This window comes from Phormidium tenue FACHB-1052, assembly GCF_014696675.1.
GTDB lineage: Bacteria > Cyanobacteriota > Cyanobacteriia > Phormidesmidales > Phormidesmidaceae > Nodosilinea > Nodosilinea tenuis_A.
In genome coordinates this window covers 165,077-190,719 of the sequence record NZ_JACJQN010000003.1, presented here as the reverse complement: position 1 = coordinate 190,719, position 25,643 = coordinate 165,077, and the positions used below count along the sequence as shown (strand labels likewise).

Annotated in this window: 26 protein-coding genes and 1 pseudogene; 16 read left to right on the top strand and 11 right to left on the bottom strand. The window is 53.5% G+C overall.

Going from position 1 to position 25,643, the window contains the following annotated elements:
* The first annotated feature begins 105 nt into the window (after positions 1 to 105).
* The 4 genes from H6G07_RS06900 (at position 106) to H6G07_RS06885 (ending at position 4,611) form a co-directional block, all read left to right on the top strand.
* On the top strand, positions 106 to 648 hold the full coding sequence (locus H6G07_RS06900; RefSeq protein WP_073607651.1) for a GAF domain-containing protein: 543 nt from the start codon (positions 106 to 108) through the stop codon (positions 646 to 648).
* Between the two features lie 177 nt (positions 649 to 825).
* The gene (locus H6G07_RS06895; protein WP_084172961.1) at positions 826 to 1,776 is read left to right on the top strand and encodes a metallophosphoesterase; all 951 of its coding nucleotides are present in this window, start codon (positions 826 to 828) and stop codon (positions 1,774 to 1,776) included.
* Between the two features lie 271 nt (positions 1,777 to 2,047).
* Positions 2,048 to 2,695 carry a hypothetical protein gene (locus tag H6G07_RS06890; RefSeq protein ID WP_139296960.1) on the top strand — a complete coding sequence of 216 codons (648 nt, stop codon included), beginning with the start codon at positions 2,048 to 2,050 and terminating at the stop codon, positions 2,693 to 2,695.
* Complete coding sequence (locus tag H6G07_RS06885) at positions 2,692 to 4,611, top strand: GUN4 domain-containing protein (protein ID WP_073607648.1); 1,920 nt, start codon at positions 2,692 to 2,694, stop codon at positions 4,609 to 4,611. Before H6G07_RS06890 ends, H6G07_RS06885 begins: the two co-directional genes overlap by 4 nt.
* Positions 4,612 to 4,867: 256 nt before the next feature.
* On the opposite strand, the gene H6G07_RS06880 is transcribed toward H6G07_RS06885, so the two are convergent.
* Both H6G07_RS06880 and H6G07_RS06875 read right to left on the bottom strand, forming a co-directional pair.
* Positions 4,868 to 5,563, bottom strand: a complete 696-nt coding sequence (locus tag H6G07_RS06880) for a fatty acid desaturase (protein ID WP_073607647.1) — start codon at positions 5,561 to 5,563, stop codon at positions 4,868 to 4,870.
* Between the two features lie 62 nt (positions 5,564 to 5,625).
* The gene (locus H6G07_RS06875; protein WP_073607646.1) at positions 5,626 to 6,402 is read right to left on the bottom strand and encodes a sterol desaturase family protein; all 777 of its coding nucleotides are present in this window, start codon (positions 6,400 to 6,402) and stop codon (positions 5,626 to 5,628) included.
* A 397-nt stretch (positions 6,403 to 6,799) separates the two neighbouring features.
* Between H6G07_RS06875 and H6G07_RS06870 the strand changes: the two genes are divergently transcribed.
* Positions 6,800 to 7,387: a Uma2 family endonuclease gene (locus H6G07_RS06870; protein WP_073607645.1), complete on the top strand. Its 588-nt coding sequence runs from the start codon at positions 6,800 to 6,802 to the stop codon at positions 7,385 to 7,387.
* Positions 7,388 to 7,733: 346 nt separating this feature from the next.
* Here the strand turns inward: H6G07_RS06870 and H6G07_RS06865 are convergent, their stop codons facing one another.
* The 3 genes from H6G07_RS06865 to H6G07_RS06855 all read right to left on the bottom strand — a co-directional run bounded on the left by H6G07_RS06865 (position 7,734) and on the right by H6G07_RS06855 (position 8,994).
* Positions 7,734 to 8,093, bottom strand: a complete 360-nt coding sequence (locus H6G07_RS06865; protein WP_073607644.1) for a hypothetical protein — start codon at positions 8,091 to 8,093, stop codon at positions 7,734 to 7,736.
* A 216-nt stretch (positions 8,094 to 8,309) separates the two neighbouring features.
* Positions 8,310 to 8,462 (bottom strand): hypothetical protein, encoded by a 153-nt coding sequence (locus H6G07_RS06860; RefSeq protein WP_190740695.1) that lies wholly within the window; start codon positions 8,460 to 8,462, stop codon positions 8,310 to 8,312.
* Between the two features lie 253 nt (positions 8,463 to 8,715).
* The gene (locus tag H6G07_RS06855; protein WP_073607643.1) at positions 8,716 to 8,994 is read right to left on the bottom strand and encodes a hypothetical protein; all 279 of its coding nucleotides are present in this window, start codon (positions 8,992 to 8,994) and stop codon (positions 8,716 to 8,718) included.
* A gap of 701 nt (positions 8,995 to 9,695) precedes the next feature.
* On the opposite strand from H6G07_RS06855, the gene H6G07_RS06850 reads away from it, so the two are divergent.
* The 5 genes from H6G07_RS06850 to H6G07_RS06830 all read left to right on the top strand — a co-directional run bounded on the left by H6G07_RS06850 (position 9,696) and on the right by H6G07_RS06830 (position 14,717).
* Complete coding sequence (locus tag H6G07_RS06850; RefSeq protein WP_073607642.1) at positions 9,696 to 10,010, top strand: hypothetical protein; 315 nt, start codon at positions 9,696 to 9,698, stop codon at positions 10,008 to 10,010.
* 102 nt (positions 10,011 to 10,112) lie between these two features.
* Positions 10,113 to 11,267, top strand: coding sequence for a tetratricopeptide repeat protein (locus H6G07_RS06845; protein ID WP_084172959.1), 1,155 nt, complete (start codon positions 10,113 to 10,115; stop codon positions 11,265 to 11,267).
* Between the two features lie 172 nt (positions 11,268 to 11,439).
* Entirely contained in the window at positions 11,440 to 12,588 is a 1,149-nt protein-coding gene (locus H6G07_RS06840) for a sterol desaturase family protein (RefSeq protein WP_073607640.1), read from the top strand.
* Between the two features lie 141 nt (positions 12,589 to 12,729).
* Positions 12,730 to 13,773: a WG repeat-containing protein gene (locus H6G07_RS06835; RefSeq protein WP_073607639.1), complete on the top strand. Its 1,044-nt coding sequence runs from the start codon at positions 12,730 to 12,732 to the stop codon at positions 13,771 to 13,773.
* 146 nt (positions 13,774 to 13,919) lie between these two features.
* Positions 13,920 to 14,717: an MOSC domain-containing protein gene (locus tag H6G07_RS06830; RefSeq protein ID WP_073607638.1), complete on the top strand. Its 798-nt coding sequence runs from the start codon at positions 13,920 to 13,922 to the stop codon at positions 14,715 to 14,717.
* Positions 14,718 to 14,843: 126 nt separating this feature from the next.
* On the opposite strand, the gene H6G07_RS06825 is transcribed toward H6G07_RS06830, so the two are convergent.
* Positions 14,844 to 16,472 (bottom strand): WG repeat-containing protein, encoded by a 1,629-nt coding sequence (locus tag H6G07_RS06825; RefSeq protein WP_073607637.1) that lies wholly within the window; start codon positions 16,470 to 16,472, stop codon positions 14,844 to 14,846.
* A 351-nt stretch (positions 16,473 to 16,823) separates the two neighbouring features.
* Here H6G07_RS06825 and H6G07_RS06820 point away from each other — a divergent pair, with 351 nt between their 5' ends.
* The 5 genes from H6G07_RS06820 (at position 16,824) to H6G07_RS06800 (ending at position 20,689) form a co-directional block, all read left to right on the top strand.
* Positions 16,824 to 17,282: a TspO/MBR family protein gene (locus H6G07_RS06820; protein WP_073607752.1), complete on the top strand. Its 459-nt coding sequence runs from the start codon at positions 16,824 to 16,826 to the stop codon at positions 17,280 to 17,282.
* A gap of 376 nt (positions 17,283 to 17,658) precedes the next feature.
* Positions 17,659 to 17,838 carry a hypothetical protein gene (locus H6G07_RS06815; RefSeq protein ID WP_139296958.1) on the top strand — a complete coding sequence of 60 codons (180 nt, stop codon included), beginning with the start codon at positions 17,659 to 17,661 and terminating at the stop codon, positions 17,836 to 17,838.
* 287 nt (positions 17,839 to 18,125) lie between these two features.
* Positions 18,126 to 19,025, top strand: a complete 900-nt coding sequence (locus tag H6G07_RS06810; protein ID WP_073607636.1) for a YihY/virulence factor BrkB family protein — start codon at positions 18,126 to 18,128, stop codon at positions 19,023 to 19,025.
* Between the two features lie 311 nt (positions 19,026 to 19,336).
* Positions 19,337 to 19,762, top strand: a complete 426-nt coding sequence (locus H6G07_RS06805; RefSeq protein ID WP_073607635.1) for a DUF6335 family protein — start codon at positions 19,337 to 19,339, stop codon at positions 19,760 to 19,762.
* Between the two features lie 9 nt (positions 19,763 to 19,771).
* Positions 19,772 to 20,689 (top strand): CHAD domain-containing protein, encoded by a 918-nt coding sequence (locus H6G07_RS06800; RefSeq protein ID WP_073607634.1) that lies wholly within the window; start codon positions 19,772 to 19,774, stop codon positions 20,687 to 20,689.
* A 53-nt stretch (positions 20,690 to 20,742) separates the two neighbouring features.
* On the opposite strand, the gene H6G07_RS06795 is transcribed toward H6G07_RS06800, so the two are convergent.
* Positions 20,743 to 21,840, bottom strand: a complete 1,098-nt coding sequence (locus tag H6G07_RS06795; protein ID WP_073607633.1) for a DUF3616 domain-containing protein — start codon at positions 21,838 to 21,840, stop codon at positions 20,743 to 20,745.
* 350 nt (positions 21,841 to 22,190) lie between these two features.
* On the opposite strand from H6G07_RS06795, the gene H6G07_RS06790 reads away from it, so the two are divergent.
* Positions 22,191 to 22,799: a DedA family protein gene (locus H6G07_RS06790; RefSeq protein WP_073607632.1), complete on the top strand. Its 609-nt coding sequence runs from the start codon at positions 22,191 to 22,193 to the stop codon at positions 22,797 to 22,799.
* A 46-nt stretch (positions 22,800 to 22,845) separates the two neighbouring features.
* Here the strand turns inward: H6G07_RS06790 and H6G07_RS06785 are convergent, their stop codons facing one another.
* The 4 genes and pseudogenes from H6G07_RS06785 to H6G07_RS26630 form a co-directional block, all read right to left on the bottom strand.
* On the bottom strand, positions 22,846 to 23,913 hold the full coding sequence (locus H6G07_RS06785; RefSeq protein ID WP_073607631.1) for a M14 family metallopeptidase: 1,068 nt from the start codon (positions 23,911 to 23,913) through the stop codon (positions 22,846 to 22,848).
* A gap of 144 nt (positions 23,914 to 24,057) precedes the next feature.
* Positions 24,058 to 24,258: pseudogene (locus H6G07_RS26040) on the bottom strand (Na+/H+ antiporter NhaC family protein); the annotation flags it as partial.
* Between the two features lie 196 nt (positions 24,259 to 24,454).
* Positions 24,455 to 25,258, bottom strand: coding sequence for a cyanophycinase (locus tag H6G07_RS06775; protein ID WP_073607630.1), 804 nt, complete (start codon positions 25,256 to 25,258; stop codon positions 24,455 to 24,457).
* A 223-nt stretch (positions 25,259 to 25,481) separates the two neighbouring features.
* Positions 25,482 to 25,613: a hypothetical protein gene (locus H6G07_RS26630; protein WP_277882054.1), complete on the bottom strand. Its 132-nt coding sequence runs from the start codon at positions 25,611 to 25,613 to the stop codon at positions 25,482 to 25,484.
* Positions 25,614 to 25,643 lie beyond the last annotated feature (30 nt).

Sequence of the window (25,643 nt, the reverse complement as noted above, 5' to 3'; positions counted from 1 at the left end):
ACCACTGGTTCCTACACCGGTCTGATTGCGAAGCAATCAGACCACCCTGGAATCTTGTTAAAATTGTAAGCATCCCATTCTCCAGTAGCTACACCGAATCTATCTGTGCAACAGCCCTCTTCTAAGCAGCCCCATCCCGACTCGGACTGGCGAGCCGATGACGGTCTTCAGCGGATCATTACGCACCTCTTGACTACCCTGGAGAAAGACACGCAGATCGTCGATACCACCCGCGATCTGCAAGAAAAACTGGGCGCTGACCGAGTGCTGTTGTATTACTTCTATCGCCCCTGGCAAGGGCGAGTCACCTTTGAAGCCCTCAGCGATCCGCAGTTTTCGATCTTTGGTTCTACTGGGCCAGATGAATGTTTTACCGACGAATATGCGGCGCTGTATTTAGCTGGGCGAATTCGGGCGATCGCCGATATTGAGACCGAGCCGATAGCCGACTGTCACCGCAATTTTCTGCGCGAGCTGCGGGTGCAGGCCAACCTCGTCGTGCCGGTGCTGGTGGGTGACGATCTCTGGGGATTGCTTGTGGCCCACCACTGCCAATCTCCCCACGTTTGGACGGATGGCGATATTGCGGCCATGCTATATGGGGCCGAGACTCTGGCGATCGCCCCCGCCATTCGGGGCAGATCATAGCGGTAACGCTCTTGCCAACCAGGGCCGTCTAGCAGGGGCCAGCGCCGTTGGCCCTGGCTGGGTTCATAAAGGGGCGCATAAAGAATCGAAGAAATCTAGGCCCTGCGGATTGACTAATACCATCTCTCGCCAGAGCATAGATGCGCAAACCCCCTAGCGTTAGCGGAGCTGGTACCCTTGAAACGTCGAGCACTATTGGCCTTGGGCCTCGGTGGTTTTGCGGCAGCGGTAGGGCGGCGTTATTGGCCCCAAACCTTTGCCGACAGCTATTTGACGAGAACTGCGGCGGGAAATGATGCGCTGCTTAACTTTATGGCAGCGGGGGATGTGGGAACTGGCGAGCGAGAACAGCATGCCGTAGCCCAGGCGATGGTGCGGCGGCAGCGGATGGCGGCGGCTCCCCTCGTGTTGCTCACCGGGGACAACATCTATGAGGACGGAGAAATTGAGAAGGTTGAGCGGGTTTTTGAGCAGCCCTACGCTGAACTGCTGCGCCAAAACATCAAGTTTTATGCTGTCTTAGGCAACCACGACATCCGCACCAACAACGGAGAAGATCAGCTCCGCTATCGGGGCTACAACATGGCCGGGCGCTACTACACCTTTACTCAGCAGTCTGTGCAGTTTTTTGCCCTCGATACAACCCAGGCCATCGACAGCGATAACAAATCGCCTTGGCGCGACCAGCTCGACTGGTTTGAGACCGAGCTGCGGCGATCGCAGGCTCCCTGGAAAATTGTGTTTGCCCACCATCCCGTCTACTCGTCAGGCCACCACGGTTCTCAGCAGAAACTAATTGACGATCTCTCGCCCCTGCTTGCCGAACATGGCGTGCAGCTCTATATCAACGGTCACGACCACAACTATGAAAGAACCGAGCCGATCGACGGCACCACCTATATCACCTCTGGCAATGGCGCTAAGCTGCGCTCGGTAGATCGCTCTGACTGGACGGCCCACGCCAGCTCGCAGCTTGGGTTTACCACCTTTAGCGTCTATGCCGACCGCATTGAGGTCAAAGCCATCGATACAGACAATGCCGTCTACGACGAAGTTTCGATCGCCAGGACTGGAACCCAGGGGGCTTTTGCGCCGGATGGGCGATCGATAACTTTGGCGATCGGCTAAGGGCCAGATCTTGGCGACCAGGGCAGTTTCAGCATCGCGTTTCAGTTCTGGTAACTGCCCTTAAAACCCTTCAACCTCTGGAGAAAATAGGAGCTGAACTGGAAGAATCCCTGGCCTGCCATGCGGAATTATCTCGCTGGCGGCTGAAGGAACTGGAGCGACCCTGCGGCTTAAGCCGCAGGCGATCGCCCGGCCCCATGTTCACTATCCTGCCCCCGACGTTGCCTCTGCCCTCGCCCGATGGCGCAACGTCCTCCTCTCCCGATCACCTATGAAAACCCCGCTTCGCTTGTCGGCTCTAGTCGGCATCAGTTTACTCACCACAGTTCTACTAGCCTGTTCCGCAACGCCCCCGACCGCTCCGCCGGAGACACCCACGTCTCAGGGCGAGTCAACCCCATCCAACTGGGCCGACATTTTGGGGCCGATCTCTGCTCCCCCAAACTGGCAGGTTGAGCCCTGCGTCAACACAGTGCTGCTGTGTGTCGAGGCCAACGGTGAACTGATTGGCACGGTAGAACGTTTTAGCCATCCCCTCAGTGAGATCCCTGTGCAGGGCGGCTTACCGCTGCCCGAAGGGTCAGAACTTGAGTTTCTTCAGGCCTGGGTGAGCAACCACTACCGCACCATCGAACAAGACCGGCAGGTGGCTGACCCGGCCCTCAAGTTTGTGGGGGAAACGCCGGTAGCCATCTCCGTGGGCACCCTACCCGGACTCCGCTACGGCTACACCATGACTCACCCTAACGGGGCGTTGTTTGATCGGGGCATTGGCTATGTGACCACCGACGGCACCATGCTCCACGTGTTTGTCACCGGGGTGATTAGCGGCGACCCCAGCGGCTCGTTCTCAGACGAGACAGCGGTAGAAACCTTTGAACCCCATCTCGACACCATCATTCAGGGGCTAAGACTATGATGCGCAGCAACATGAAGCGACTCAAACGGTTGGCCTATCTGGGCCTGGGCCTGGTGCTGGCGATGACGTTGGGCTGGCCGGTGAATTCCCTTCAAGCTCAGATCGACCCGACGGCTCAGCAAACCAACTGGGCCCAGGCCCAAGCGGTAGATGTGGGGGCGCTGCGATCGCACCTAGCCGCCCAAGACTGGGCGGCCGCCGATGCCGAAACCCGCCGGATTCTAGATCCCTGGATTCATCCCGGTGGCGCGATTCTCGGTACGCCGCTGGCGACCAACATTCCCCCGGAGGTGCTGCAAACCCTCGATCGGCTCTGGGTTGAGGCCAGCGACGGTCGGTTTGGCTTTAGCGTGCAGCAGCAAATTTGGGCTGAGGTGAGAGCCGCGAACCCGGTAGATTCGGCGGTGGCGGCCAAGGCCTTTGGCGATCGCGTCGGCTGGACGCGCCCTCCCGGCATGGCAGACCCCACCTTGATTGCTGGAGAATGGCTGACCGAGTCAGAAATCAACCCATCCCTGGATGCCCCAGTGGGCCACCTGCCCTGGGCCGGGGTGAGCTGGGAGCAAATCGCCAAACTTTTTTCGGGCGAGAGCTGTGGCAGCTGCACCATCGACGCCATGTACCTCCAGGGCGAACGGTTCAACCAGTATCTGCCGCTGCTGTTTAATTGGGTCAGCACAGCGCTAGATCTACCCGCTCCGGAGATCGGCTCCTGGCACCAACCCCAGTTGGCGAGCAGCATCGATCTAAAATCCCTCTACCCCGACTCCCTATGCCCGATCTACACCACGTCTTCGGCCATTAGCCCCAACGGGGCAACCATTGCCATCGGCAGCTACAGCTACGAGCGATCGTGCATCCGGGGCGAAAGCGCCCTGGCCCTGTGGAACGCTGAGCGCGGCAATCGCATTATCACTCTGCATCGGGGGCCAGCCCTAGAGGCGTCTGCCCAAGGGAATCCGCCCCAGGAACCTGCCAGCCAAGCCACTCGCATCGTGGGGGATGTGGCCAATGCCGTGGCGTTTACCCCCGACAGTCAGTTTGTCGCGGCGGGCATGTCCTACGGTGTGGTGCGGCTGTGGTCGGCGACGACGGGTGAGCAGATTCGCACGTTTCAAGGGCATCGGTATGCGGTGCGGACGATCGCCATCAGCCCTGACGGCACCACGCTGGCCAGCGCCAGCGCCGACCAAACCCTAAAACTGTGGAACCTACAAACCGGGCAGCTATTGCGGACGATGCCGATGAATGCCGCCGATGGCATGGTGCATACCCTGCGGTTTAGCCCCAACGGTCAGCGGTTGGCCATCGCCACTGACCAAAACACCCTCCAGCTCTGGGATGCCACCACGGGGCAACTGGTGCGAACCCTGGTCAACCGAGCTGGCCGTGGTATCCCGCCTCTACCCCTGGCCTTTAGCTCCGATGGGCAAACCTTGGCTACGGGCGATCGCGACAACAGCGTCAAGCTCTGGAACGCCACCACTGGCGCACGCCAGCTTACCCTCACCGGGCACACCGAGACCGTGCGGCACCTGGCCTTTAGCCCCGACTCCCAGCGTCTGGCCACCAGCGACGGCAAAACGGCTCGCCTGTGGAACCGACAAACCTACGAAACGGTTCATACCCTCACGCTTAACCAAAGCGCGGGGCACCCCATTCAGCCGACCAACCTAGGCGAAGTGGCCTTTAGCCTCGATGGGCTAACCCTGGCCACCAGCACCCTGCTGCTGCCCCTGGTGCAAAGTGAGCCCATCCCCAGCCAGGGCATGACCCTGTGGTCGGTGGCGAACGGGCAGCCGCTCTCGCAGCTCCACGACGTGGGCCAGTTTCAGTTCAGCCCCAATGGTCAGTTTTTGATGGCCCAGGGTCAGCGGGTGCAGCTCTGGTATCCCTACCGGGGCATTGTGCAATAGCCAGTGGGGCAGTGCGATCGCGGGTTTCGGACGTTTGCCACAAGAAGTAGGGGCGTTGCTGAATTGAGGAATGAACCGGCAAAACCTTTAGCTGCGGCATGGCCCCCTAAATCCCCCAATACTGGGGGACTTTGAGACTCTGGCTCCCCCCAGCATTGGGGGGCTGGGGGGCAAATCATACTTGCCTTAAGCAACGCCGAAATAGGACTCCTCGAATGCTCTTTTAATTGCTGTGGCGGCCCGTGCGCTCCTCGTTTTAAGTATTGAACTGGCGGGCTGAAGGCAGGTGGTACCAGGGCAGGTGGGGATACTCGTGGTGTTCCCAGTGGTAGCCGAAGTAGTAGCAGGTCAGCAGCGACAGCACCAGCGGATAGTTGCTGCTAACCGCACCGTGGGAATTGGCTTGACCCGCACGGTGCGGCAAGTAGGTGCCAAACAAAAATAGCTGCATCGAGCTTAGGACAATGGGCAAAAGCCAAAACAAGACCAGACGACTGACAGGAATTTGAAAGCCAATAATGAGCGTTAGACCGATGGCAATTAGCTTTACCAGCATGACTACCTTTTCTTTGCCGTTTAGATAGCCCGACATAAATTTCCAATACCAGCGGACAAAGCTGCGGTGAATGCCGTCGTGAAAATCGGGATCTTGAGCTTGCCCAGGATACCGATGATGCCGCCAGTGGTTAATAGATAGTTTTTGATAGGACAGGGGAGCATATAGGCTGACGGCGAGTCGCCCAATGCCGTGGTTTAAGCGGCGATCGCCCGGCACCACAACCCCATGAATGGCATCGTGGGCCACAATAAATAGCCCTGTTTGAATATAAGTACGCCCCAGCAAAGCCGCCAAAATCCACAGCAGGTTGAGCTGGGCTATATCTACCAGCAAAAGCCCCGCCCAACTGCTCAGCCAGAGCGCCACAATCACTAACGCAACGAAAATACCCATTACAAGAAATGGCCCACAAAACCAGGCTATAGACTTCAGTAATCAACCCTTAGAGCTACGGGCTAGACGCTGTCGCTGCGACCGAGTCGAAAGTCGCTGAGGTTTTGCGTATAGTTTGGGTCTTGGGTGCCCAATAGCCGATCCCAAAACGTGAAGTAAAGCCCGTAGTGCACAGCATATTTGAGGTGATGAATAGAGTGATGGGCGGGGCCAATCACCCACTCTCCCAACCAGTGGTGGGGAAACAGGGCCGGTAGGCGATCTGGACCCAAATGGTTAAGCACAGCCCACACCGTCATCGTTGTCAGCACAGCAATGACCGTAATAAAATGCAGCGGTAGCACAAAGACAATGCCAACTAAAAAGAGCGCTTGAACAGCGGCCTCTAGGGGGTCAAAGGCAAACGAAGTCCAGGGGGTGGGGTAGCGCGATCGGTGGTGTCCCCGGTGGAGCCAGGGAAACAGCTTAGGGTGGTGAAACAGCCGGTGGGTGAAATAAAAATAGGTATCTTGCAAAACCAAAACTGCGCTGTAGCTAGCCCCCAAATACCACAGTCCATATTCTCTCGGGTCAGTGTAGAGGTGGGTGGCTCCGTCTTGGTAGGCGGAGAGCACAAAGCCAGCAGCTAACGCAAACACCAAGGCCGACAGCGCCGACAGTTTTATATCGTGACGAATCGCTGGCCAAGATGGTACCCGATGCCGCAGCCGATGGTTAATAAATGACTGACTGACCGGCGAATAAAAGAACCAATAGGTGATGCCTGCTACCACAAAATAACGACACAGAATAATCCCTAAAAAGGCGATGCTGTAAAATTCAAAGGATTGTTCTCTCAAGTTAATTTAGTTCCTTGTTCGGCCCTGGTAGTGCAGTAGTGCGGGTCAACGGTCTAGGGAGCGCTAGACTGCTCGGTGTAGACCGAGTTTAGCAGCAGGGCAAGCCGCTGGGCCTAGCGATCGCTTGCCACTGCCTAAGCAGTGGTTGCGGCGATCGCTATGATTTTCCCTGTTGGCTTTACCCTATCTCGATAGCCGCAAATCACCACCTGTCGTTGGGTGGTCTTTGAAGGCGATCGCTAACAATTTATGCTTTACGAACCTGCCCATCGGGCTAGCAGCCGCGTTGGCTCGATGGGGCCAGTATTAACCATCGCGGTGCGGCTGCCACAGACAGTAGGATGGTTGGAGATTAGCTCACAGGCTAACCCTTGACTGTTGACGTTAACTAAATGCCATGGTCGCCTCACCGCAATATCTCACCCCCGAAAACTACCTTCAGCTCGAAGCCGAAAGCCCTATCAAGCATGAGTATTTTGGGGGGGAAGTCTATGCCATGGCTGGAGCCAGCGATGGGCATGTCACCATCGCGGGAAATCTTTTTGCCCTGCTCCGCAGCCATGTGCGCGGTACGGGCTGCCGGGTCTATATTTCAGATATGAAAGCGAGAATTGAGGCGCGTAACCGTTTTTTCTACCCCGATATCATGGTGACCTGTGACCCGCGCGATCAAGAGACTGAGGGATATAAGCGCTTCCCTAAGCTGGTGGTGGAGGTGCTGTCTGAGTCTACGGAGGCTTTTGACCGAGGCGACAAGTTTGCCGACTACCAAACCCTGGAGAGCTTAGAAGAATACGTCTTGCTCAACACGCGCCACCAGCGGGTGGAATGCTTTCGCCGCAATGGGTTGGGGCTGTGGGTGTTGCAGTATTACACTCCTGAAACAGCGACGTTTTGCTTGGAAAGCGTTGGCTTGACAGATACCATTGCGGCTCTGTACGAAGATGTGACGCTGGAGCCGTCTGTAGAAATCTCTGAGGTTTGATGCGAGTTGTTTGCTCAGCTAAGGGCGATCGGTTATGCGGAATTTGCGGCGTTGCTGATCAGCGGTATGATGTGCCCCCCTAGCCCCCCAATTCTGGGGGGGAACCAGACGACTTCAAAGTCCCCCAAATTTGGGGGGTTGGGGGGCCTATGCAGCAACTGCTGCTTTTGCAGATTCATTTCTCAATCCAGCAACACCGAATTTGCTTTGGTTGGCCTGGTTGGGTTGGGCAAACGCCGTTTGCCCCGACGGGGGGCATGGATTGGTTGATTTATGCCTGTGTTTAGAAATGCCAAAGCCCCCAGGGTGTTTAGAACTCTGGGGGCTGGTTTGCGGCTCTGGTGGTTTAGGCGGCGCGGCGGCGGGGGCGCTTGCGATCGGACTTTTTCTTGTAGCCGACTGATTGGGCTTCGTGGCTGTCGGAGCCAAACAGGCCGCGCACCGATTCTTTCATGGCGATGACGCTGTTGTGGAATTCCCACTCGGCCTGGCGGGCTTCGTCGGCAGCGACTTTGGCCAGGGCCGCTAGTTCGGTTTCTTTTTGCTGTTTGGCCTGCATGGTGGTCAAGTTGGTTTGTAGCGCTTCGGGGGTGGCCTCGGGGCGGCGGGCGGTGTAGTCGTCTACGGCGTTAAGCCCTTCGTAGGACTCAACATCTTGCAAAATGACGCGGGTCTGGAGACGGCGACTGGTATCGACAATGGCCATGGGTGGCACCCTCAAATAAGGTTAATCGGTTGGTGTTTTTGGAACGTGTCAGCAACGGGGCAAGATTTTCAGGGGTTGAGTGGTGCTGGGTGGGGCGTTTGCCGCTGCACCGGATTAGAGCGTTGTTTCGCACAAGTTCATGCTGCCCCTGGGGTTTCCAACTCGCGCTAGGGCAGACAATTTTGCGGCAAACATCGGTCAAATGGCGGAGCACTATCACAATGCAGAATGGTGTGTCTTAAGCTGACCCGCCGCAGAGCCCTGCTTTGAACCTGCAATGCCAAATTGCTGTGCCACATTGACGATCTGCTGTGCCGCATTGGCGATCTGAGGTTGCAGATCGCTAAACTGCTGTGCCAGTTTCGCCAAACTGCTGTGCCACATTGGCGATCGCAGGCCTCAGATCGCTTTGCTGCGCCTTCAGATCGTTAAACTGCTATGCCACATTGATGATCTGCTGTGCCACATTGGCGATCGCAGGGCACAGATCGCTAAACAGCCGTATCAGTTTGGCGATCGCAGGGCGCAGATTGCCAGTAGAGGCGATAAGGTACCGGGTTCCTTTGCTTGTAGCCTGGTTTGGACAGCCGCAATAGGAACCCGTTATCTGTGATGAAGAGACTTACTCAATCAGCACGGTTTTGGTGAGAATTGCCATCCATGTTTGAGGCTCGCTAGGGTGTCGCGGCTCGATGCTGGTGGGCGGCGCGGGGATGGGGTCGCTCCAATCGTTGGGGTCGGCGTAGCCGTAGGCGTGGAGGATTTTGATGGTGCGGTCTATGCCTGCGAGGCTGCCGTAGAGCATGTGGCGCACCCGCTCTGGGCGAGCTGGCGGGGTGCTGCGCGAAGACGGCGGAAGATTGGATGCGCCGCTGGCATCGGGTTCGAGATATTCAAACATGGGTTCTGTCTCCAGTTGTGGTTTAGGAAGACAGAACGCGAAAACCCTAGCCACCCGCAGTTGAAGTGCAAACTGAGGGGGCTAGGGTACGATGAGCCTAGCCTCGCAATCTGCGTGCAAGATTTGCGGGGTTAGCTGTCTGTTGGTGTTACCAGCACCTTCAGGCAGCGCTAAAGTTTTCGAGTTCTGCGTAAGCACCGCTCTGCTGAACGGCTTAATGTATGAGAATAGTGGTACAAAAGCTCCCCGTCAACCGTGGAGCAATGGACTTGCTTAGGAGTTAGCTTATCTGAGATGACGCAATGGACAAGTGCTAGATAAGTACGTTATTAGGTACTTAGACAGCATTTTTAACGAATAAGTACCCCAATCTCCAGGATTAACCCTCAGATCTGCCGGATAACACCCCGAAAACTTGGGCTTATCCATCAAATGTTCTGTTTAATTCCTTAAACCTGGGTGTTATCCCGTGAATGTGCTGAATAATGCGGGAAGTACAGGGTCTTATCTAGCAGATCTAACACTTAATACATAGTTATACGGTTCAATTCTTGGTAGTGAGGTCTTGAGGTGTGTCTCTAGACTTGAGTTCCTGTAGCAAAGTAATACCTGGCGCTTGTCTATAAGCTTTATAAAGCGAGGTCAACCTTTCTTAGTCAAGCTAAAATAACAGCAATGTGTACTGCTAGGGTACTTAGAGCATGAAGTTTTTCATTCCTGCTGCTGATTCACTCGAATCGGAACAAAGAGTATACGAAGCTATTAAATTACACTTAGGTGTTCAGTTTTCTGACCGAAAAATCAGGTTCATCAGGTGGAAACATGATGGTAGTCAGTATGAAGCTGAGGTGGGTAAATCTACATCCTTCAATAATGAATTAGTAATTGCGATTCTCTATGACGAGCGTAGGAGACTGTACCATATTTGCACACCTAATAGAGGAGTCATCCGAGATGGTGCTATTTTAGCTGGAGAATATTCTGTGCTTGAAGTTATTGACTTCAGTGCGGACTAAATAGTCATATTTTTAGATCAAATCCAGAGCTACTTGGCGTCTTGATGAGTTATTCTTCAACTCTTACTTCTCGATGTGTGATCAATAATTTTCTATTTTTACATGACTAAACATAAATTTACACAAATAGAGCGTGAGTCTATATGGAAAGCTCATGGGCAAAAGTGTTTTTATTGTAATCAGCGTTTGAATCTTAATTCTTTAAATATCGATCACATTCTTCCCGAGAGCCTTCTTGGTACACCCCAAAAATTGGGAAACATAATAAAAGACTATGGATTAAATCCTGAATTCAAGATCAATAGTTACCATAACTGGGTTCCAGCATGTAGATCTTGTAATCTGAATAAGAAAGATCTGATCTACAGCAAGAACTCTGTTTTGCATTTTCTGGAACTGGCAAGAAGCAGGTATGCAAAGGTTAAACAGATCGAGAGCAGCTTAAACAAGGCAAATTCGATTAGCAAGCTGACTTCTAATCTAAAAATATGTCTTGAAAAAGACTTGATTAGTTACGATAAGATTCCGCATCTATCGCTATTATTAAATGATTCTAATAAAGATCAACTGATTTTTATCACTAATACATTTTGCTCTTTTATTGAACAAGAAAAATATAGAGATGCGATTCTGTATATTGAGAAAGTTATAAAGATCTTCCCTGAAGATAAGACGGGTTTTAGTTATCATTCCCTAGGCTTTTGCTATCTGCAACTAAAAGATTATCAATCGGCTATCAACAGTTGCACGAAAGCTATAAAAGCTAATCCAGGTTTAGGATTAGCTTTTCTTGTGAGAGGTCAGGCTTACTTTTTACCTTACTACAATGATTTTTATGAGGATATTGAAAATAAAGATCTTATTACAAGAATTAGTAGATATGGCGACGATGTGATCGCTTTTGAACACTACAACTTGGCGATAAAAAATTATGACAACGCAATCAAAATTCTTCCTGATTATCCAGATAGTTTCTATTGGAGAGCTATCTGCAAATCGTTTTTAATGGTTAGATTCTCAACCTACTTTTTAGGTGATGAGCCATTGTTGCTGGCAAGGATAGTTGAAGATCTGCGGAAAGCGGCTGAAATTTATTTCAAGGGTTCAAAATTGTCTCGATGCAAGGAAACTCTACGTATTTACTCCGAGTTGCTAGAGATGCATAAAGATATTTTCGCTAGTTATGAAGACTCGAAGCAGTTACTTGATCAATGGAACAGTGAGTATTTTACCTCGGCAAGTATACAGGAAGAGTAAGGTAAGTATTAATTCTGTAATATGGCACCGTATAACAATCCCAATGCACGCCGACCGCCAAAAGGCTATTGGTAAGTGTTCAAGGTGATCTGCGGCGGGTGGTTGGGGTCGTTAGACAGACTCTATTATGGGTATCCTTCTGTTAAGAATGCCTTAGCGAAATCACCTCATCATGACAGATGATTATGAATATCAGGATCGCCAAGTTGAGCTTGATCGAGAGCGGCAATTCCGCCTTGGCGAAGGTAAAATCAGCGGCTATTGCTCAGTCTTTCTCGGAGCCCTAAGCCTACTCTCCGTCTTGGCTTACCTCTACCCCGCCTATCTCACCACCACTGAACTGCGCCAAGTCTACGATGCCGCCTTTCTCCAAGGTCTCCTGAAATACGGCATGTATTTCTCCTTATTTTTTGGCATCCTGACATTCGTACTCAAGAAATATCGTTCACTCGGCGCGATTGGCATCTTCTTAACCACAATCGCCTTTGCCATCGGCGGTCACAACGTTCCCTTAAAAAGCACAGAAGCCCACCACCTATCCCTTGGTCTCGACTGGCTCATTCTGGCATTCTTGGGCTCCGTCTTCATCTTCATGAGTTTGGAAAAGTTATTCCCCAAATACAAAAACCAAGTCATCCTCCGCAAAGGATGGGGCCTAGACCTCGCCTACTTCTGCTTCAATCATCTGGCAATTTCTGCGATCATCATCTATGCAAACCACAGCGCCAGCCGCTTCCATTGGGCTGTGAACCCTGACTTCCAAGCCTCGCTCCAGTCAACCCCAGCCCTCTTTCAACTCCTCCTCGTCATTCTCTCCGCCGACTTCGTTCTCTACTGGGAACACCGTTTGTATCACGAAGTCAAACTCCTCTGGCCCGTCCACGCCGTCCACCACTCCGTCGAAGACCTAGATTGGCTTGCTGGCTCACGTGGGCACTTCATCCAGGTCTTTTCAGAACGCGCCATGGTCATGCTGCCGCTCTATTTGCTTGGCGTTAGCGAACAAGCATTGGGCCTTTACGTTACCCTTGCCGCTCTCCAAGCCGTCCTCATCCACTGCAACCTCGACCTGCCCTTCGGCTTCCTCAAATACATCATCGTCACCCCTCAATTTCACCACTGGCACCACAGTTCCGAACGCCCCGCCATCGACACCAACTACTCCGCCCACACCATCCTCTTTGACTGGGTGTTCAAAACTATGCACCTGCCCGGCAAGCACTGGCCAGCCAAATACGGCACTACCAAGCCACTACCCAACACCTACCTGGGCCAAACCCTCTATCCCATCACCAGCCAACTCAATAAACAAGACCAATAAGCAGCAGCAATAGAATATCTGAAACCTTTTGAACTTTAGATTTCTGGAGTGGATAGTGCTGGCATGGGTGTAAAACGGAGACGGCGGTGGCTTCGACGGTTGAGGTTGAGCCTGGGGTGCATAGTTCTGTTGGGGTGCGTCATGTTGGGGATTGGGGGATGCGATCGCTATCCCATCCGCTCCAAAGACATCACGCCACAGACCGGGCAACTATTAGTCAATCGCTGGTTTGTTTCCGCCCATAGCTTTCACGAAGGGTTGGCCCAAGTCGAGCCGGTGTTCCAGAGCTATGGCTACATCAATCGCCAAGGGAAACTAGTTATCCCTGCTGAGTTTGAGCTGGCTCAAGACTTTTCAGAAGGGCTGGCGGCGGTCATGAAAAATGGGCTGTATGGGTTCATCAATCCGTCCGGTGAGATGGTGATTAAACATCAGTTTCAGCGAAAGCCGTTGCCACGGCCACAAACCATGAAGTTTATCGCTGACTACCAGTTTCAGCAGGGCATGGCCTCGGTGTACCAAAACGACCGCTGGGGCTACATCAACCGAGATGGACGGTGGGTAATTCCCCCTCAGTTCGACGCAGCAGATGGTTTTGTGGATGATCGTGCGTCAGTGCTAGTAGGCGATCGCTGGGGCATCATCGATCGCACCGGACAATGGATCGTCTCCCCCAAATTTACAGATCTACACCCATTTCACGAAGGCTTAGCAGCAGCCCAGGACGGTGAACAGTGGGGCTTTCTCGATCTGACTGGAGAATGGGTGATTCCGCCTAAATACCGCTCAGCATACGCATTTTCCGAAGGGTTGGCCGCTGTGGCGACTGACGAAGGCGGAGGCTATATCGACACCACAGGAGCCTGGCGTATTGCTCCTCGCCCCGCCCGGACGATGGCCTTTTCTGACGGCATTGCGGTTGTAGACTCCGAAAAATCTGGCTACATCGATAAAACTGGGAAATGGGTCATCAAACCGCGATTTGATGGTGCCATGGAGTTTCGGTTAGGGCTGGCGGCGGTATGGGTCGATGCAGATGAGCAGGGGTTTTCAGGTCACTGGGGATTCATCGATCGCCAAGGTCGTTGGGCAATTCGCCCTGTGTATGATGATGCCTATTCCTTTTCTGATGGGTTTGCCCGCGTCTGTTTTGGAGGCGATCATTGCGACTTTATCTACCGCTAAGGAGAAAGCCCATCTACACCAATATCAATACATACAGCTTCTTCCCCAGAAAAAGTTGGCTAATGGCTTGGCGCATCAGTCTCATTCGAGCCTATAATCTCAATCAATTAGCAGTAGCCAGCTAAAACGAGATTTTCAGTTTTGATATGACAACTATCGGAACCGTCGAGAGCCTGTGGTGCTACCCAGTCAAAAGCATGCGCGGTGTGGAAATGCCCGAGATTTTCATGGGGTTTTCTGGCATCTACGGCGATCGCTGCTATGCCTTCAAAAGCTCCACTGCCCGCAAAGGCTTTCCCTATTTGAACGCGAACGTGCAACAAAAAATGTTGCAGTGTAGTCCGCAATATCGCTACCCAGAACGAGCCTCAAAACCGCCAAATCTAACTGAAGCAGCAAGCATAGCCCCTGGGGTGACACCGGCTAACAGCGACCCAGAAGACATGCTTTTAGATGTTGTCACTCCGGCAGGCAAAACTATTTCTGTCGATGACCCAGAACTGATCCAACTGCTAAGTGAAGGACTCGACGAAAAGACCCAGCTAAAACTCGTGCGTTCAGACCGGGCTTTAACCGATTGTCGCCCGATTTCGTTGATCAGCCTATCCACGATTCGACAAATTGAATCTGAATGCTCAATCCCAATTGACAAGCGGCGTTTTCGAGCAAACGTCTACTTCGACTTTGTATCCGACGAAAGCGGATTTGCTGAAGATAATTTTGTCGGTCGCCGCCTACGGATCGGTTCGACCGCGACGGTCATGGTGCTGGAGCGCGACCCGCGTTGCAAGATGATTTCGCTCGATCCAGACACAGGGGAGCATAATCCAGAAGTTTCACAGAAAGTTGCCCAAGCAAACGACAACTTCGCTGGGCTTTATTGTGCAGTGTTAGTCGAAGGAGTGTTAAAAAAAGGCGATTCCATCAAATTGGAAGCAGCCTAATTTCAGTTGTTGTTCGCAGTTTCTTCTAGCAGCATTTAACCTACTGAAAGTTAAGGCAGTACTGAAAGTTAGCTGGTGCATTTGTAAAAGTAGGGCGGGCCAGTGCCTACCCCACAGGTGCTTTGCTTATGGATTGGCGGTGCGCGGCATTTGAATGTAGCCCCACTTGCCACCCCGGAGCTGGCTGGAATAAAAGCAGCCGTCGCTTTGGGTACAGCCCGTTTGCACCCGCGTCCAGGTGCCGCCCACATTGACCCGTGCCATGCCATTTGAGACCCGATCGGCATCGACAAACTGAGTTGCGATCGCATAGCGCCCCGTGCGGTCAATAAACCCGGCCTGTTCACCCCGACGCACCATCGCAATGCCCCCCGAAAAGGGAGTCGTCACCGGGCCTTGATACTCTGCATGGGCAAAGAATTGCGGTTGAATTGCCGTTTCACCAGCGCGGTTGATATAGCCCCAGGTGCGTCCGTCACCATTGAGACCGAGAACGGCAGCCAATCCTTCAGAAAACGGCTCGGCATCGGTGTACTGAGGCTCGATGACGAAGGCTCCGGTGCGATCGATATAGCCCCACAACGCATTAGCCGTGGGAGAATGACGCACTTTCACAGCCGCCAACCCGTCGGAAAACGCTCTGACTTGCTCAAACCGAGGCTGAATCGCGATCGCACCCGTTTTGTCGATAAAGCCAGATTGACCATTGACCGAGATCGCGGCGAGCCCTTCCGTAAAAGAGGTCGCGTAATAGGGCTGCGGCTGAATTGCGATCGCCCCCGTTTTAGTCATGAATCTGGTCAGTCCATCCACAGTGCGAATGGCGGACAGGCCATCAGAGAAGTCATCAGGGCGAGTCGCAAATTGCAAGGGAATGACGTAGGCTCCGGTGCGATCGATAAAGCCCCATTCAGCCCCGACCCGCACCGCCGCTAACCCGTCTGAAAATGCTCCCCCCTCGTCAAACTGCGGCGCAATTACCGTTGCCCCCTGTTCGTTCATATAGCCAACTTTTCCATTGACCAAGAAGGGCACCAGCCCCTCTGAAAAGCGCTCAAACCCTCCCAGCTCAGGCGGAATCGTAAATACTGTGCGATCGCCTGCCACATATTGCACAGGCACCGTTCGAGCGAGGTTGAGGGACTGGCAGATCAAGGCCGCTACCTCGCCCCGAGTGATAGCTCGATTGGGCTGCAATTGCCGCACGTTTGGATGGTTCACCACCAAACGCCCCGCCGTTCCGGCGGCGATCGCAGTTCTAGCGTAGGCTGGCACCTGCTGGGCATCGTCAAAATATCGCTGCAAGACGGTTTCCGCTGCTTCTGGGCTGCTCATGTGGGTGGCATTCGCCAAAATTGCGATCGCCTGCACGCGGGGAATGGCTTCTGTCGGTCGAAAGGTGCCATCGGGATAGCCTGAGAAAAATTCGCGCGCGTAGGCGTCTCGAATCGCTCGATAGCCCCAGAAGCTAGCGGGCACATCTCGAAACGTTGGCGCACTGCGAGTCGGCTCAACCTCACCAAACGAATTGAGCATGAGCACAGCGAATTCAGTGCGAGTCAGGGTGGCCTGGGGGCGAAAGGTACCCTCGGGATATCCACTCACCCGACGTTGCGCCGCTAATTGGTCAATACAGGTGGCGGCCCAGTGAGATTGGGTATCTGAAAAAGCAAGGCCGCTAGAAGCGGCTAAAGCCCAGGTGACAGTTGCGGTTGCTGAAAGAGCAATGGAGCGAAGCAATTTGAGAGCGGTCATCCGACACCAGATAGGTCAATGAAAGGGAACGTGGCTTTAGAAATTATCAGCAGACAGTAGATGATTAACGCCTAATTGTTTCATTCGTTAAAACTATTTCAACCTCTATAGCGCTAGTTAGGCTCAAAAGTAGGGTGGATACTGCCCACCACGCCCTCAATGCTCTCACCCATGACTCCCCGATCGCCAACTCTTCCCCTCAGCCATCACACGCCACCAGACCTCCACACCATTGAAAGGCTGATGGCAGGCTGACACCCCTATTGCGCCATTTTTTTAAGTTGTGCCATGGGTAAGATGTCGTAGCGGCTCTGGTCTGGTTTAGTTTAATCAAACCCTATGAGGTGGATGATGTTTCCAACTTGGTTAGTCATCGCGGTGGTGGGGGCGGCGATCGCCTCTGCCTCCAGTCTGCTCGGTTCTCGCGATATCAAATGGTTTAAGCGCCAGCGTCGCCCCGATTGGCTGACCTTTGAGTTTGCCATTCCTATCGTATGGACGGTAGTGTTTATCTGCGGTGGCTGGTCGGCCTACATTGTCTGGAAGCAAACCCAGAGCTGGTGGTTCATGGCGGGGTACATCGTGCTAGAGCTGCTAATCGTGAGCTACACCCCAGTCATGTGCAAGTTGCAGAATTTGCGAGCGGGCACGGCGATCGGGGCAGCGGGGTTTGTGTTTGGGTTACTGCTGGCTTTGCTAGTCACGCAGGTAGACGCCAAAGCCTTCTTCTTGTTGCTCCCCTTCCTGCTGTGGAGCCCGGTAGGAACACTGATCACCTGGCAGATGACAAAGCTGAATCCGGGCCAGTAAACCTGTGGCTGGCCAACTCAAATTTGCTTAATTGACGATGCATTAAGGAAGTTTTGCGATCGCAGACACAGCAGCTCACTAGTTTTAGCCATACAAAATAGCAGCGCGATCGCCGTTAAAAACCTCAAAGATTTGTGGCACACCTGAGTTAGAAAAAACAGTGACGATAGAATCTGTCAATTCTTTGAGATTTGACTGAGAATTTATTTAAACTTAGACCAAAACATTTTGAACTAGATTTTACGCCGCATTATCTCTATTCACTATCTCGGCGAAAATCTATACATTTAGGCTAAAAAATTTATACCTTGCGGCAGACGATGATCTTTGGCTCCAAGCTATAATTTAACTCTAGTTATAATATAGAGCAAACACCATGAAAGCGAACTGGATGGTTTTACCGTTGGTGCTTGGCCTTTCTTCTCTAACTGTTGCCTGTGACACTGCAGGCAATACAGAAACTGAAGAGGAGCTAGAAACAGAGACGAATGGGCTTGAGACTGGCGAAGGCGAGGAAGAGGAAGAGGGTGGAGAAGAGGGCGGAGGTGATGATTAGAGGATTTTACTTCCTCAAAACTGAGGTCGAGCTATTGCAAATTGCAACTCACTAACAAAGTCATTGATCTTCTCTTGCGCAGGTTAGGTAAGCATCAGCAGAACTAACCTGCTACCTAGATATCTATGAATTAACTAAGGATAATACTATTGTTTCCCTCCTGTAAAAGTTTAGACAGTAGAGGGAGCTATCTCTACTGTCTAAACAGAAAAATAAAGCGTCAGCAAGTGAGTTGCTGATCGGATGTATTTGTAACCATAACGAAACTAAAAAACAGAGCGATAAAAATGAGTCCAAAACAGGTTTGGCGACTGCTCAAGCAAGCCTTTCAAGAGTGGAACCAAGACAAAGCGTCACAGCTAGCCGCTGCGCTGGCCTACTACACTCTGTTTTCTCTAGCGCCTCTGCTGATTTTAGCGATCGCGATCGCCAGCCTATTTTTTGATAACGGTGCCGTGCGCGACCAACTCATGGGTCAGGTCGAATCTCTGATGGGTGGAGCCAGCGCCGACTTTGTTCGCACCGTACTCGACAACGCCAACCGTCCCGGAGAAAGCTCTGGCTGGCTGGCCTCAGCCATTAGCGTTGTGCTGCTGTTAGTGGGCGCTACGGGAGTGCTTTCTCAACTACAACTGTCGCTCAACACAATTTGGAATTTAGAGGCTCGCCCTGGGATTAGTCTAATCACTCAGCTTCGCAAGCGACTGCTGTCGTTGGGGATGGTAATCGTTATTGGCTTTTTGCTGCTGGTGTCGCTGATTGCCAGTTCGGCGATCTCTGGGTTCTCAGGCTATCTCAACAGGCTAATGCCGGGTCTAGATGCGCTGGTTCAGCTGTCCAATTTTCTGCTGGCTTTTGGTCTGACCACTCTGCTCTTTGCCATGATGTTTAAATATTTGCCCGACGCTATCATTGCCTGGCGCGATGTTTGGTTTGGGGCCGCTGCCACCGCGATTTTATTTTCGATCGGCAAATATTTGATTGGTCTCTACTTGGGCAACAGCAGTTTTGGCTCATCCTACGGCGCGGCAGGGTCGGTAATCATTTTGCTGGTTTGGGTATTTTATTCAGCCCAAATTTTATTTTACGGAGCCGAACTGACCCAGGTCTATAGCCGTCGCTTTGGCTCTCAGATCAAGCCTAATCAATATGCCGTTCAGCGAGAGCCATCGCCCGAGCAGTCGTGACTCCCCGTTTCCCCACTTCTTGGATAGATGTGAAAGCCGTACGTAGTAACCTTAATCTCCCCATCTTAAATGAATATTTATAGCGAAACCGCGATTTTTGCTAGTGTTGAGAATAAGTAAGCCCCTTAAAATCCATCTATAGGATGATAAATTTTTGCAGGCAAGATTGCTAACTTGGATTAATTCCTCAGGGTTAACAGCAACAGCAGCGACAATACTTGACCATAAGCGTTTTTGCTTTCATGTCGAGCATGGTCTTTGCGATCGCAGCGGTATGATGTGACCTCGAATTTATGGCTAACGATAACTCGATGAACTCACAACGACCTAATCTCGCTGAAAAACTTCTCCCCCATGAGATAGATGCAGCACCACCGCCGTCCAACGAGCCCGTCATCCACCTGCCGCCCAGCCAGGCCGAGGTTGAAGATGCTCGCGTTGGACAGAGCTACGACAGTGCACACCTTGGGGCCGAAGTGACCACCGACACTATGGCAACGACGAGTCCCGTGACGGGGGGTGACCCCGATGCCGATGCCGGGCGAGCCGAAACGGTGGGGGAAGAGGCCGTAGGTGGCACGACACCAACCCCAGAGCAAAATGATGTTGACGCCCTTGCTGACGCTGTGGGCATTAGCACTCAGCCCGAGCACCCCGTCGGTGTCCTCAACGAAATGAATCGGCGGGATGACCAGCGGTTTGAACTCGATCCAGACTCTAAGGATCCTGAGTCTTAATTAGCAGCTATGCCCTATCGTTTTTTCGCCGACAGCACCGTAGAGGCCAATGTTCAACGCATTCTCAACGAGCAGATCGAGAAAGCAATCCAAGAGCTGAGCGAAGGCCTGGAAGATGCCCCTGAGCAAGCGATCCACAATACTCGCAAGCGGCTAAAAAAGGGGCGATCGCTGCTGCGATTGGTACGAAAGTCCATCGGCGAAAAAACCTACCGACGAGAGAACGATCAGCTAAGACGTATTGGTCAAGCTCTTGCCCCAGCCCGCGATGGTGCTGTCTATCAAAAAACCTTGGCTGACTTAATCAACGTCTACGGCGTATCGCTTGAAAATAAGGGCATTTCTGAGCTGAAAGACAGCCTGACAAATCTCTATAAATCTGAACTCAAGGCACTGCTCGAGCGCGATAACGCGATCGCACCCATTCTGGTTGATTTAGAAGCGAGTCAGGCTCGGCTCAGCCAGCTTACCCTCCATCAGACAGGATGGAAAGCCATCTCAAAAAGTTTAGAACACATCTATCGTCAGGGCCAGGATCGATTCCATGCTGCCTACAAAGACGGCAGCGACGAAGCGTTTCACGACTGGCGTAAGCGGGCCAAAGATCTATGGTACAACTCCTGTTTGCTAAAGCAGATTTGGCCCCCCGTTATGGAGGCCTTGGGCTCAGAAGCGCAGTACCTCTCTGAACTGCTGGGCGACGGTCATGACATCGCCGTTCTAAAACACTTTTTACAGCATTGTCCTTCAGAAGTGGCGCTTAGCGATACTCCCTCGCAGGTGCTCGTGCCCCTGTTGGTTCATCGCCAAGACAAGCTGCACCGGCAGGCCAAGAATTTAGGCAACAAACTCTACAGCGAGAAGCCCAAAACATTCATCAAGCGTATTCACAGCTATTGGCAGAATGAGTTTTTGTGTTCGAGTTAGTCTTAGAAATACAGCGCTGGCTCCATAGAAGAACGAATGCTGTAGAAATACCCTTAATCGGTTTCTCCGACCCCAGCTTGGCCAGGTAGGCGAAAGATATCAGCAAATATCGCCTTGGGGCCGGGGCGGCGCGTATCGTCGGGCGAGTCGTAGACTATCATCAGCCCATCGTCGTAGCCTAGACAAGGCACCAGCGCCAAGCCTTCGGCATGGTCAGAGCCGATGGTAAACGGTAGGTCAAACAAAACCTTGAGCCGACCAGAGTCTTGGCTCCACAGCGTATCGTTGGTGTGCTCAAGCACGTCCTCAAGGCGGAACATCTGCATGGCACCCTCTAACTCCATCGTTGGGCCAGCTAGCAGCAGCAGATCGCCCTCATGCAGACACAGTTCGCGAATGCCCTGCCCGTTGAGGTCAAGAAAGTGTTTGCGGTAGAGACAACCCTCACCCAAATCTTTGAGCGTGAGCACACCGGGTTCGCCGTCCTCTACTTCAATTTCAAGAATAATGGCCCACCCGCGCAACACTGGGCCGCGCAGGCCCAAAAAGATTTTGCTGCCGCTAACGGCGAGGCCCTCGACATCAAAGCCGTTGTCTTTAGAGGGCAGCTGCATCTTGAGAAATAGCCCCAGATGTTCGTCTTCGGCGAGAGCCTCTAGCAGCAGATTGTGGCCACTCACATGCTTTAGGCTGGCTGCGGTCAAGGTATCGCCTTCGTTGTTACGGGCGTAGGTTTGCACAATTTCGCCGTTAAGAACGGGTAGACGAGCCAGCAGCGATCGGTTGGGGTCATGCTCAATTTCGGAGAGCCGCTGAATGTCTTTGTGCTGCTTTTTGCCCTTGGCCTGGGTGCGTTTAAAGCTGTGGGAACCCACTACCCAAAGATATCCGTCACAGTAGTCGAGGCCTTCAATGTCGATTTCAGACTCGTCATCAAAGAGCTGAATAAAGTCTTGGAGGTGAAAGGTTTTGTGGTTGCCATAGACCCCATTCCCCATGGGAGTCAGCCGCTCTAGGGTAGTGAATTCATCAGAACCGAGCCAGAGATGCCCATCGGGGGTGCGGGTCACAGCAGATAGCTCAGCTAGTAGATCGTCGTTGTCAGATTGAAACTTAAGTAGAGCGCGGCTGAGCAAAAAACCATTGGGCATAGTGACAAACCGATCGCTGATTTGAGACTCTCACTCTAAATAATTCGGCTGATAGCGCCCTCTTTCAAAGGAGGGAAAAGTGCAGTGTGTGGTTAACAGTCTATACCCAGATAGAGGACTAAAAAATTAACCCTGCGTAGGTTTGGGAAACGTAATTCTTTTAGGCAGGATTTGAGAGCAGTGGTAGGTCGCTTGATTGAGCCGACCAGTCTGTTGGCTTGGCAGCACGATAGCCGTAACAGTTACCTTGACGGCGCGGGATCTTATCGTACGCCAGGTCGCTTCCCTGTCTTTCTTGAACGCTAAATCTCAGGCCCAACCCCTAACTGGTTTAACCATCCTTCTTCTCCATGTTCAACTGGATCACGACCTGGATTGAGTCGCTTGGCTATGTCGGCATCTTCGGACTGATGGTGCTAGAGCATCTGTTTCCGCCCATTCCGTCGGAGTTGGTGATGCCGCTGGCGGGGTTCGTCAGCCGCAACAGCTCGAATATGAACCTGGTTGGGGTGATTTTATCGGGATCCCTTGGCTCTTTAATTGGGGCATCAGCGTGGTATGTGGCGGGTCAGTTGATCAGCCATGAGCAGATGATGGGCTGGGTAAGACGCTACGGTCGCTGGCTGACGCTCAAGCCGAGGGATATTGACAAGGCGATGGATTTTTTTCACAAGAGTGGCGGCGGCTGGATCGTAGGGGCAGGCCGCATGGTGCCGGGGGTGCGCACCTATGTGTCGGTGCCAGCGGGGCTGAGCCACATGCCGCTGCTGCCCTACCTGGGCTACTCTGCCCTGGGCACTCTGCTGTGGACAGGGGCACTGGCGGTGGCGGGCTACATTTTGGGCGCTCAGTTTGAGCGGGTGCAGGTGTTGCTTGGCCCAGTCAGTAAGATTGTGCTGATTAGCTGTGCGATCGCCCTGATTCTCTGGGTCGCTGCTCGCCGCCGCCGCCAGAGTTGATCTGGCGGCTCTATTGCCCCGGTAAACAGCATCGCCAGAGACAACCCTACTCCGCCTCACTGCGGCTGTAGAGAATCTGCATCACGCGCGAACCGGGTTCGCAGAGGGCGTCGCGGGCGACGACAGCGACTTCGCCAGCCACGCTAGCCCGATACTCGGCTACCACATCCCCAAAGGCGTTGCGCTGAATCGCTACGGATTGGTCAGGGATGACGCGATCGCGCAGATCTACCAGCAGCTCCAAAAAGCCGCCCGTGGTGGCGCGAATGGTTTCCAGCGCATCGCCATAGACCGTGCCTACGTCGGCGGCAGTGCGCCCCAGGGGGCCATCGACTAAGCCGTAGTGCTTGAGCACGTTGCAGGTACCCTCCACCGCCAAGGCAATTTTGCTGGCATCAAACCGTCTGGGGCCGCCAATTTCCACCGTCATGGCCGGAACGTCTGCCGCTACCAGGGCTGTTTCGAGGGTACCGACCAGCCCTGGATCATTTTGGATTTGCTCGACCGGAAACAGTTCGGCCATTTGCCGTACCGTGGGCTGCCGCAGGTCGGCAAACAGAAACAAGGTAAAGTCGCTGCCCGTCGTCACCGTGTGGTAGTCGATCACCATATCGACATTGGTAATCAGCAAGCGATTCCACAGCAGCCCGGCATGGCGGGTGGCGGCATTGACGCCGGTTTCATCCCCCGGCCAAACCCGATTCATATCGACCTGGGAGCCACCGCCCTGGGCCGTCAGCCAGTGCGATCGCGTATACTCCACCGCCGGGCGCGACACCCCTAGCACCGCCACCACACTGCCCGCCATCGCCGCTGGGTCGAGCTGAGCCATCACCCGCTGGGCTGCATCAATGCCGCTCACCTCGTCCCCATGGATGCCCGCCACCAGACCGACGCAGGGGCCGGGACGGCTGCCCTTGGCCACCACCACCGGCACATACCAGTGCTGGCCCGTCGCCATCTGCACTCCCTCAAAGAAAAACCGATGGCTGTGCCCTGGAGTCAGATCGCCCACCCCCAGGTGGCTAATCACCGGCACTCCCTGGAGGACATCGCCGGTATAGATGGTCTTAGCAACGTCGGAGACGGAACCTGGGTTGATGAGAGTCGTCATAATGGCTCAGCGGAATTTATGGACACCAGCGGTTGCATAACTGCCTTGACCTAACGCGCCTCGGCAGGGCCGGAAGCAGTGGGCAGCTTGTCAATTTTGAAGCCCGTAATGCTGTAGAACAGCGACGGAATGGGGCTGGCGATGTTAAAAACCGCAAAGGGAAAATACAAACGTAGAGACTCCCAGCGTCACCGCCATAAACGCACCGCAACAATTCCACGGTATCGGGGCTGAGGTAACAGTACCCGCTTCGGCGGCCAGACGCGACAGGTTTTGGGGCTGCACCCCCCGTTGAAACTCGATGCGAAACCTACGGGCGGGCAGAGCCAGGGCCATGTACTGGTCGCCCGCAGCCGCACTGGGTTAATCAGTTTGGTCAGCATCCCAAACCCTTCCATGATGGTGCCAAAGTTCACGGCCCTAATGATAGTCCACAGGGCGTGAAGCATGCTGTCTATGCCGTCACAAGACATCAGGCGACGACATCGGCAGTGCCAGAGTTTCCGCTAAACCTGCACTGGGCCATCGATGGTGCGAGTAACTACACGAGCGGAGTCTGGGTCTTAAGGTTATAGCGGTAGCCGTGGGGCAAAATGTGCAGCTTGACGTCACATAGGGCAATGGGTTCATCCTTGAGCAACCCTTCCAGGTTGTTGTGGGTGGCGGTGGTTTCATCGACCACGGTGATGGTGCCTGCCCCCACGACTTGAAACTCATCGCCAGTGACGATAATAGCCGTGTTCTCATCAATGCCCAGGCCGAGGACGGCGGGCTGCAGCACGAGGGCCGCCAACAGCCGACCCAGTCGTCCCCGTTGAGCAAAGTGCTGGTCGACCACAATACCCGGCAGGAAACCCATACCCGGCCCCATTTCCACCGCATCGACACTGGGGTTTGACACCGAAGCGCCTTCTATAATCATCTCGTCGGGCATCATCGCGGCCCCGGCGCTGGTGCCGCCGATCACGGCCCCTTCCCGATGGCGTTGGTGAATCGCGTCGTCTAGGGGGGTGCCTTTAATATATTCAACAATGCGAGACTGGTCACCGCCGGTAAAGAAGATGCCGGTGGCCGCTTTAACTTTTTCTAAATTGTCCTCGCGGTCAGAATCTTCGCGGCGATCGGTGTGCACTACATCGACGCGCTTAGCCCCCAGTCGCTCAAACACACGAATGTACTCATCGCCCACTTCTCCGGGCAGGCTGGTGGCGGCGGTCATCACGGCAATCTCGGCTTCAACCCCGCCAGCGGCCCGGATAAATTCCCGCAGGACGACGCAGTCGCCTTCTTTATCCTCTGCGCCGCCAATGATGACCAGTGCGCCCAGCTGTTGTTCGTTACCCATGGTGATAATTCCTTAAAGTGTCTGTTGTTACAGTATTTCAAGCATCTCAGATGGATGGGCTGGTCATGCTATACCCATTGGCTGAGTCTTACGAGAAAACGGTGACAAGGACTAGGGGGCTGGAGCTGGAATGATCCCCTCCAGGCACCGACGGGAGAACAGCGTTTAGTCGGATACGGCACTTCGTCGGGGACATAGCCAGGCCGTCGCTGGGAAAACACAATCACCAGCAGTTCGAGGGCTGAATTTCGGTCAGCTCCAACCCAAAGTTTTTGCCGTCAAAGGTCAGCGCTACATTGGCGTTACGGCCTCGGTTAAAGGCCGCCCCCTGGGCTACTCCCCGCCCCTGAAACACTGGGGTCGCAGCCGGGCGAGAGGGCGTAGG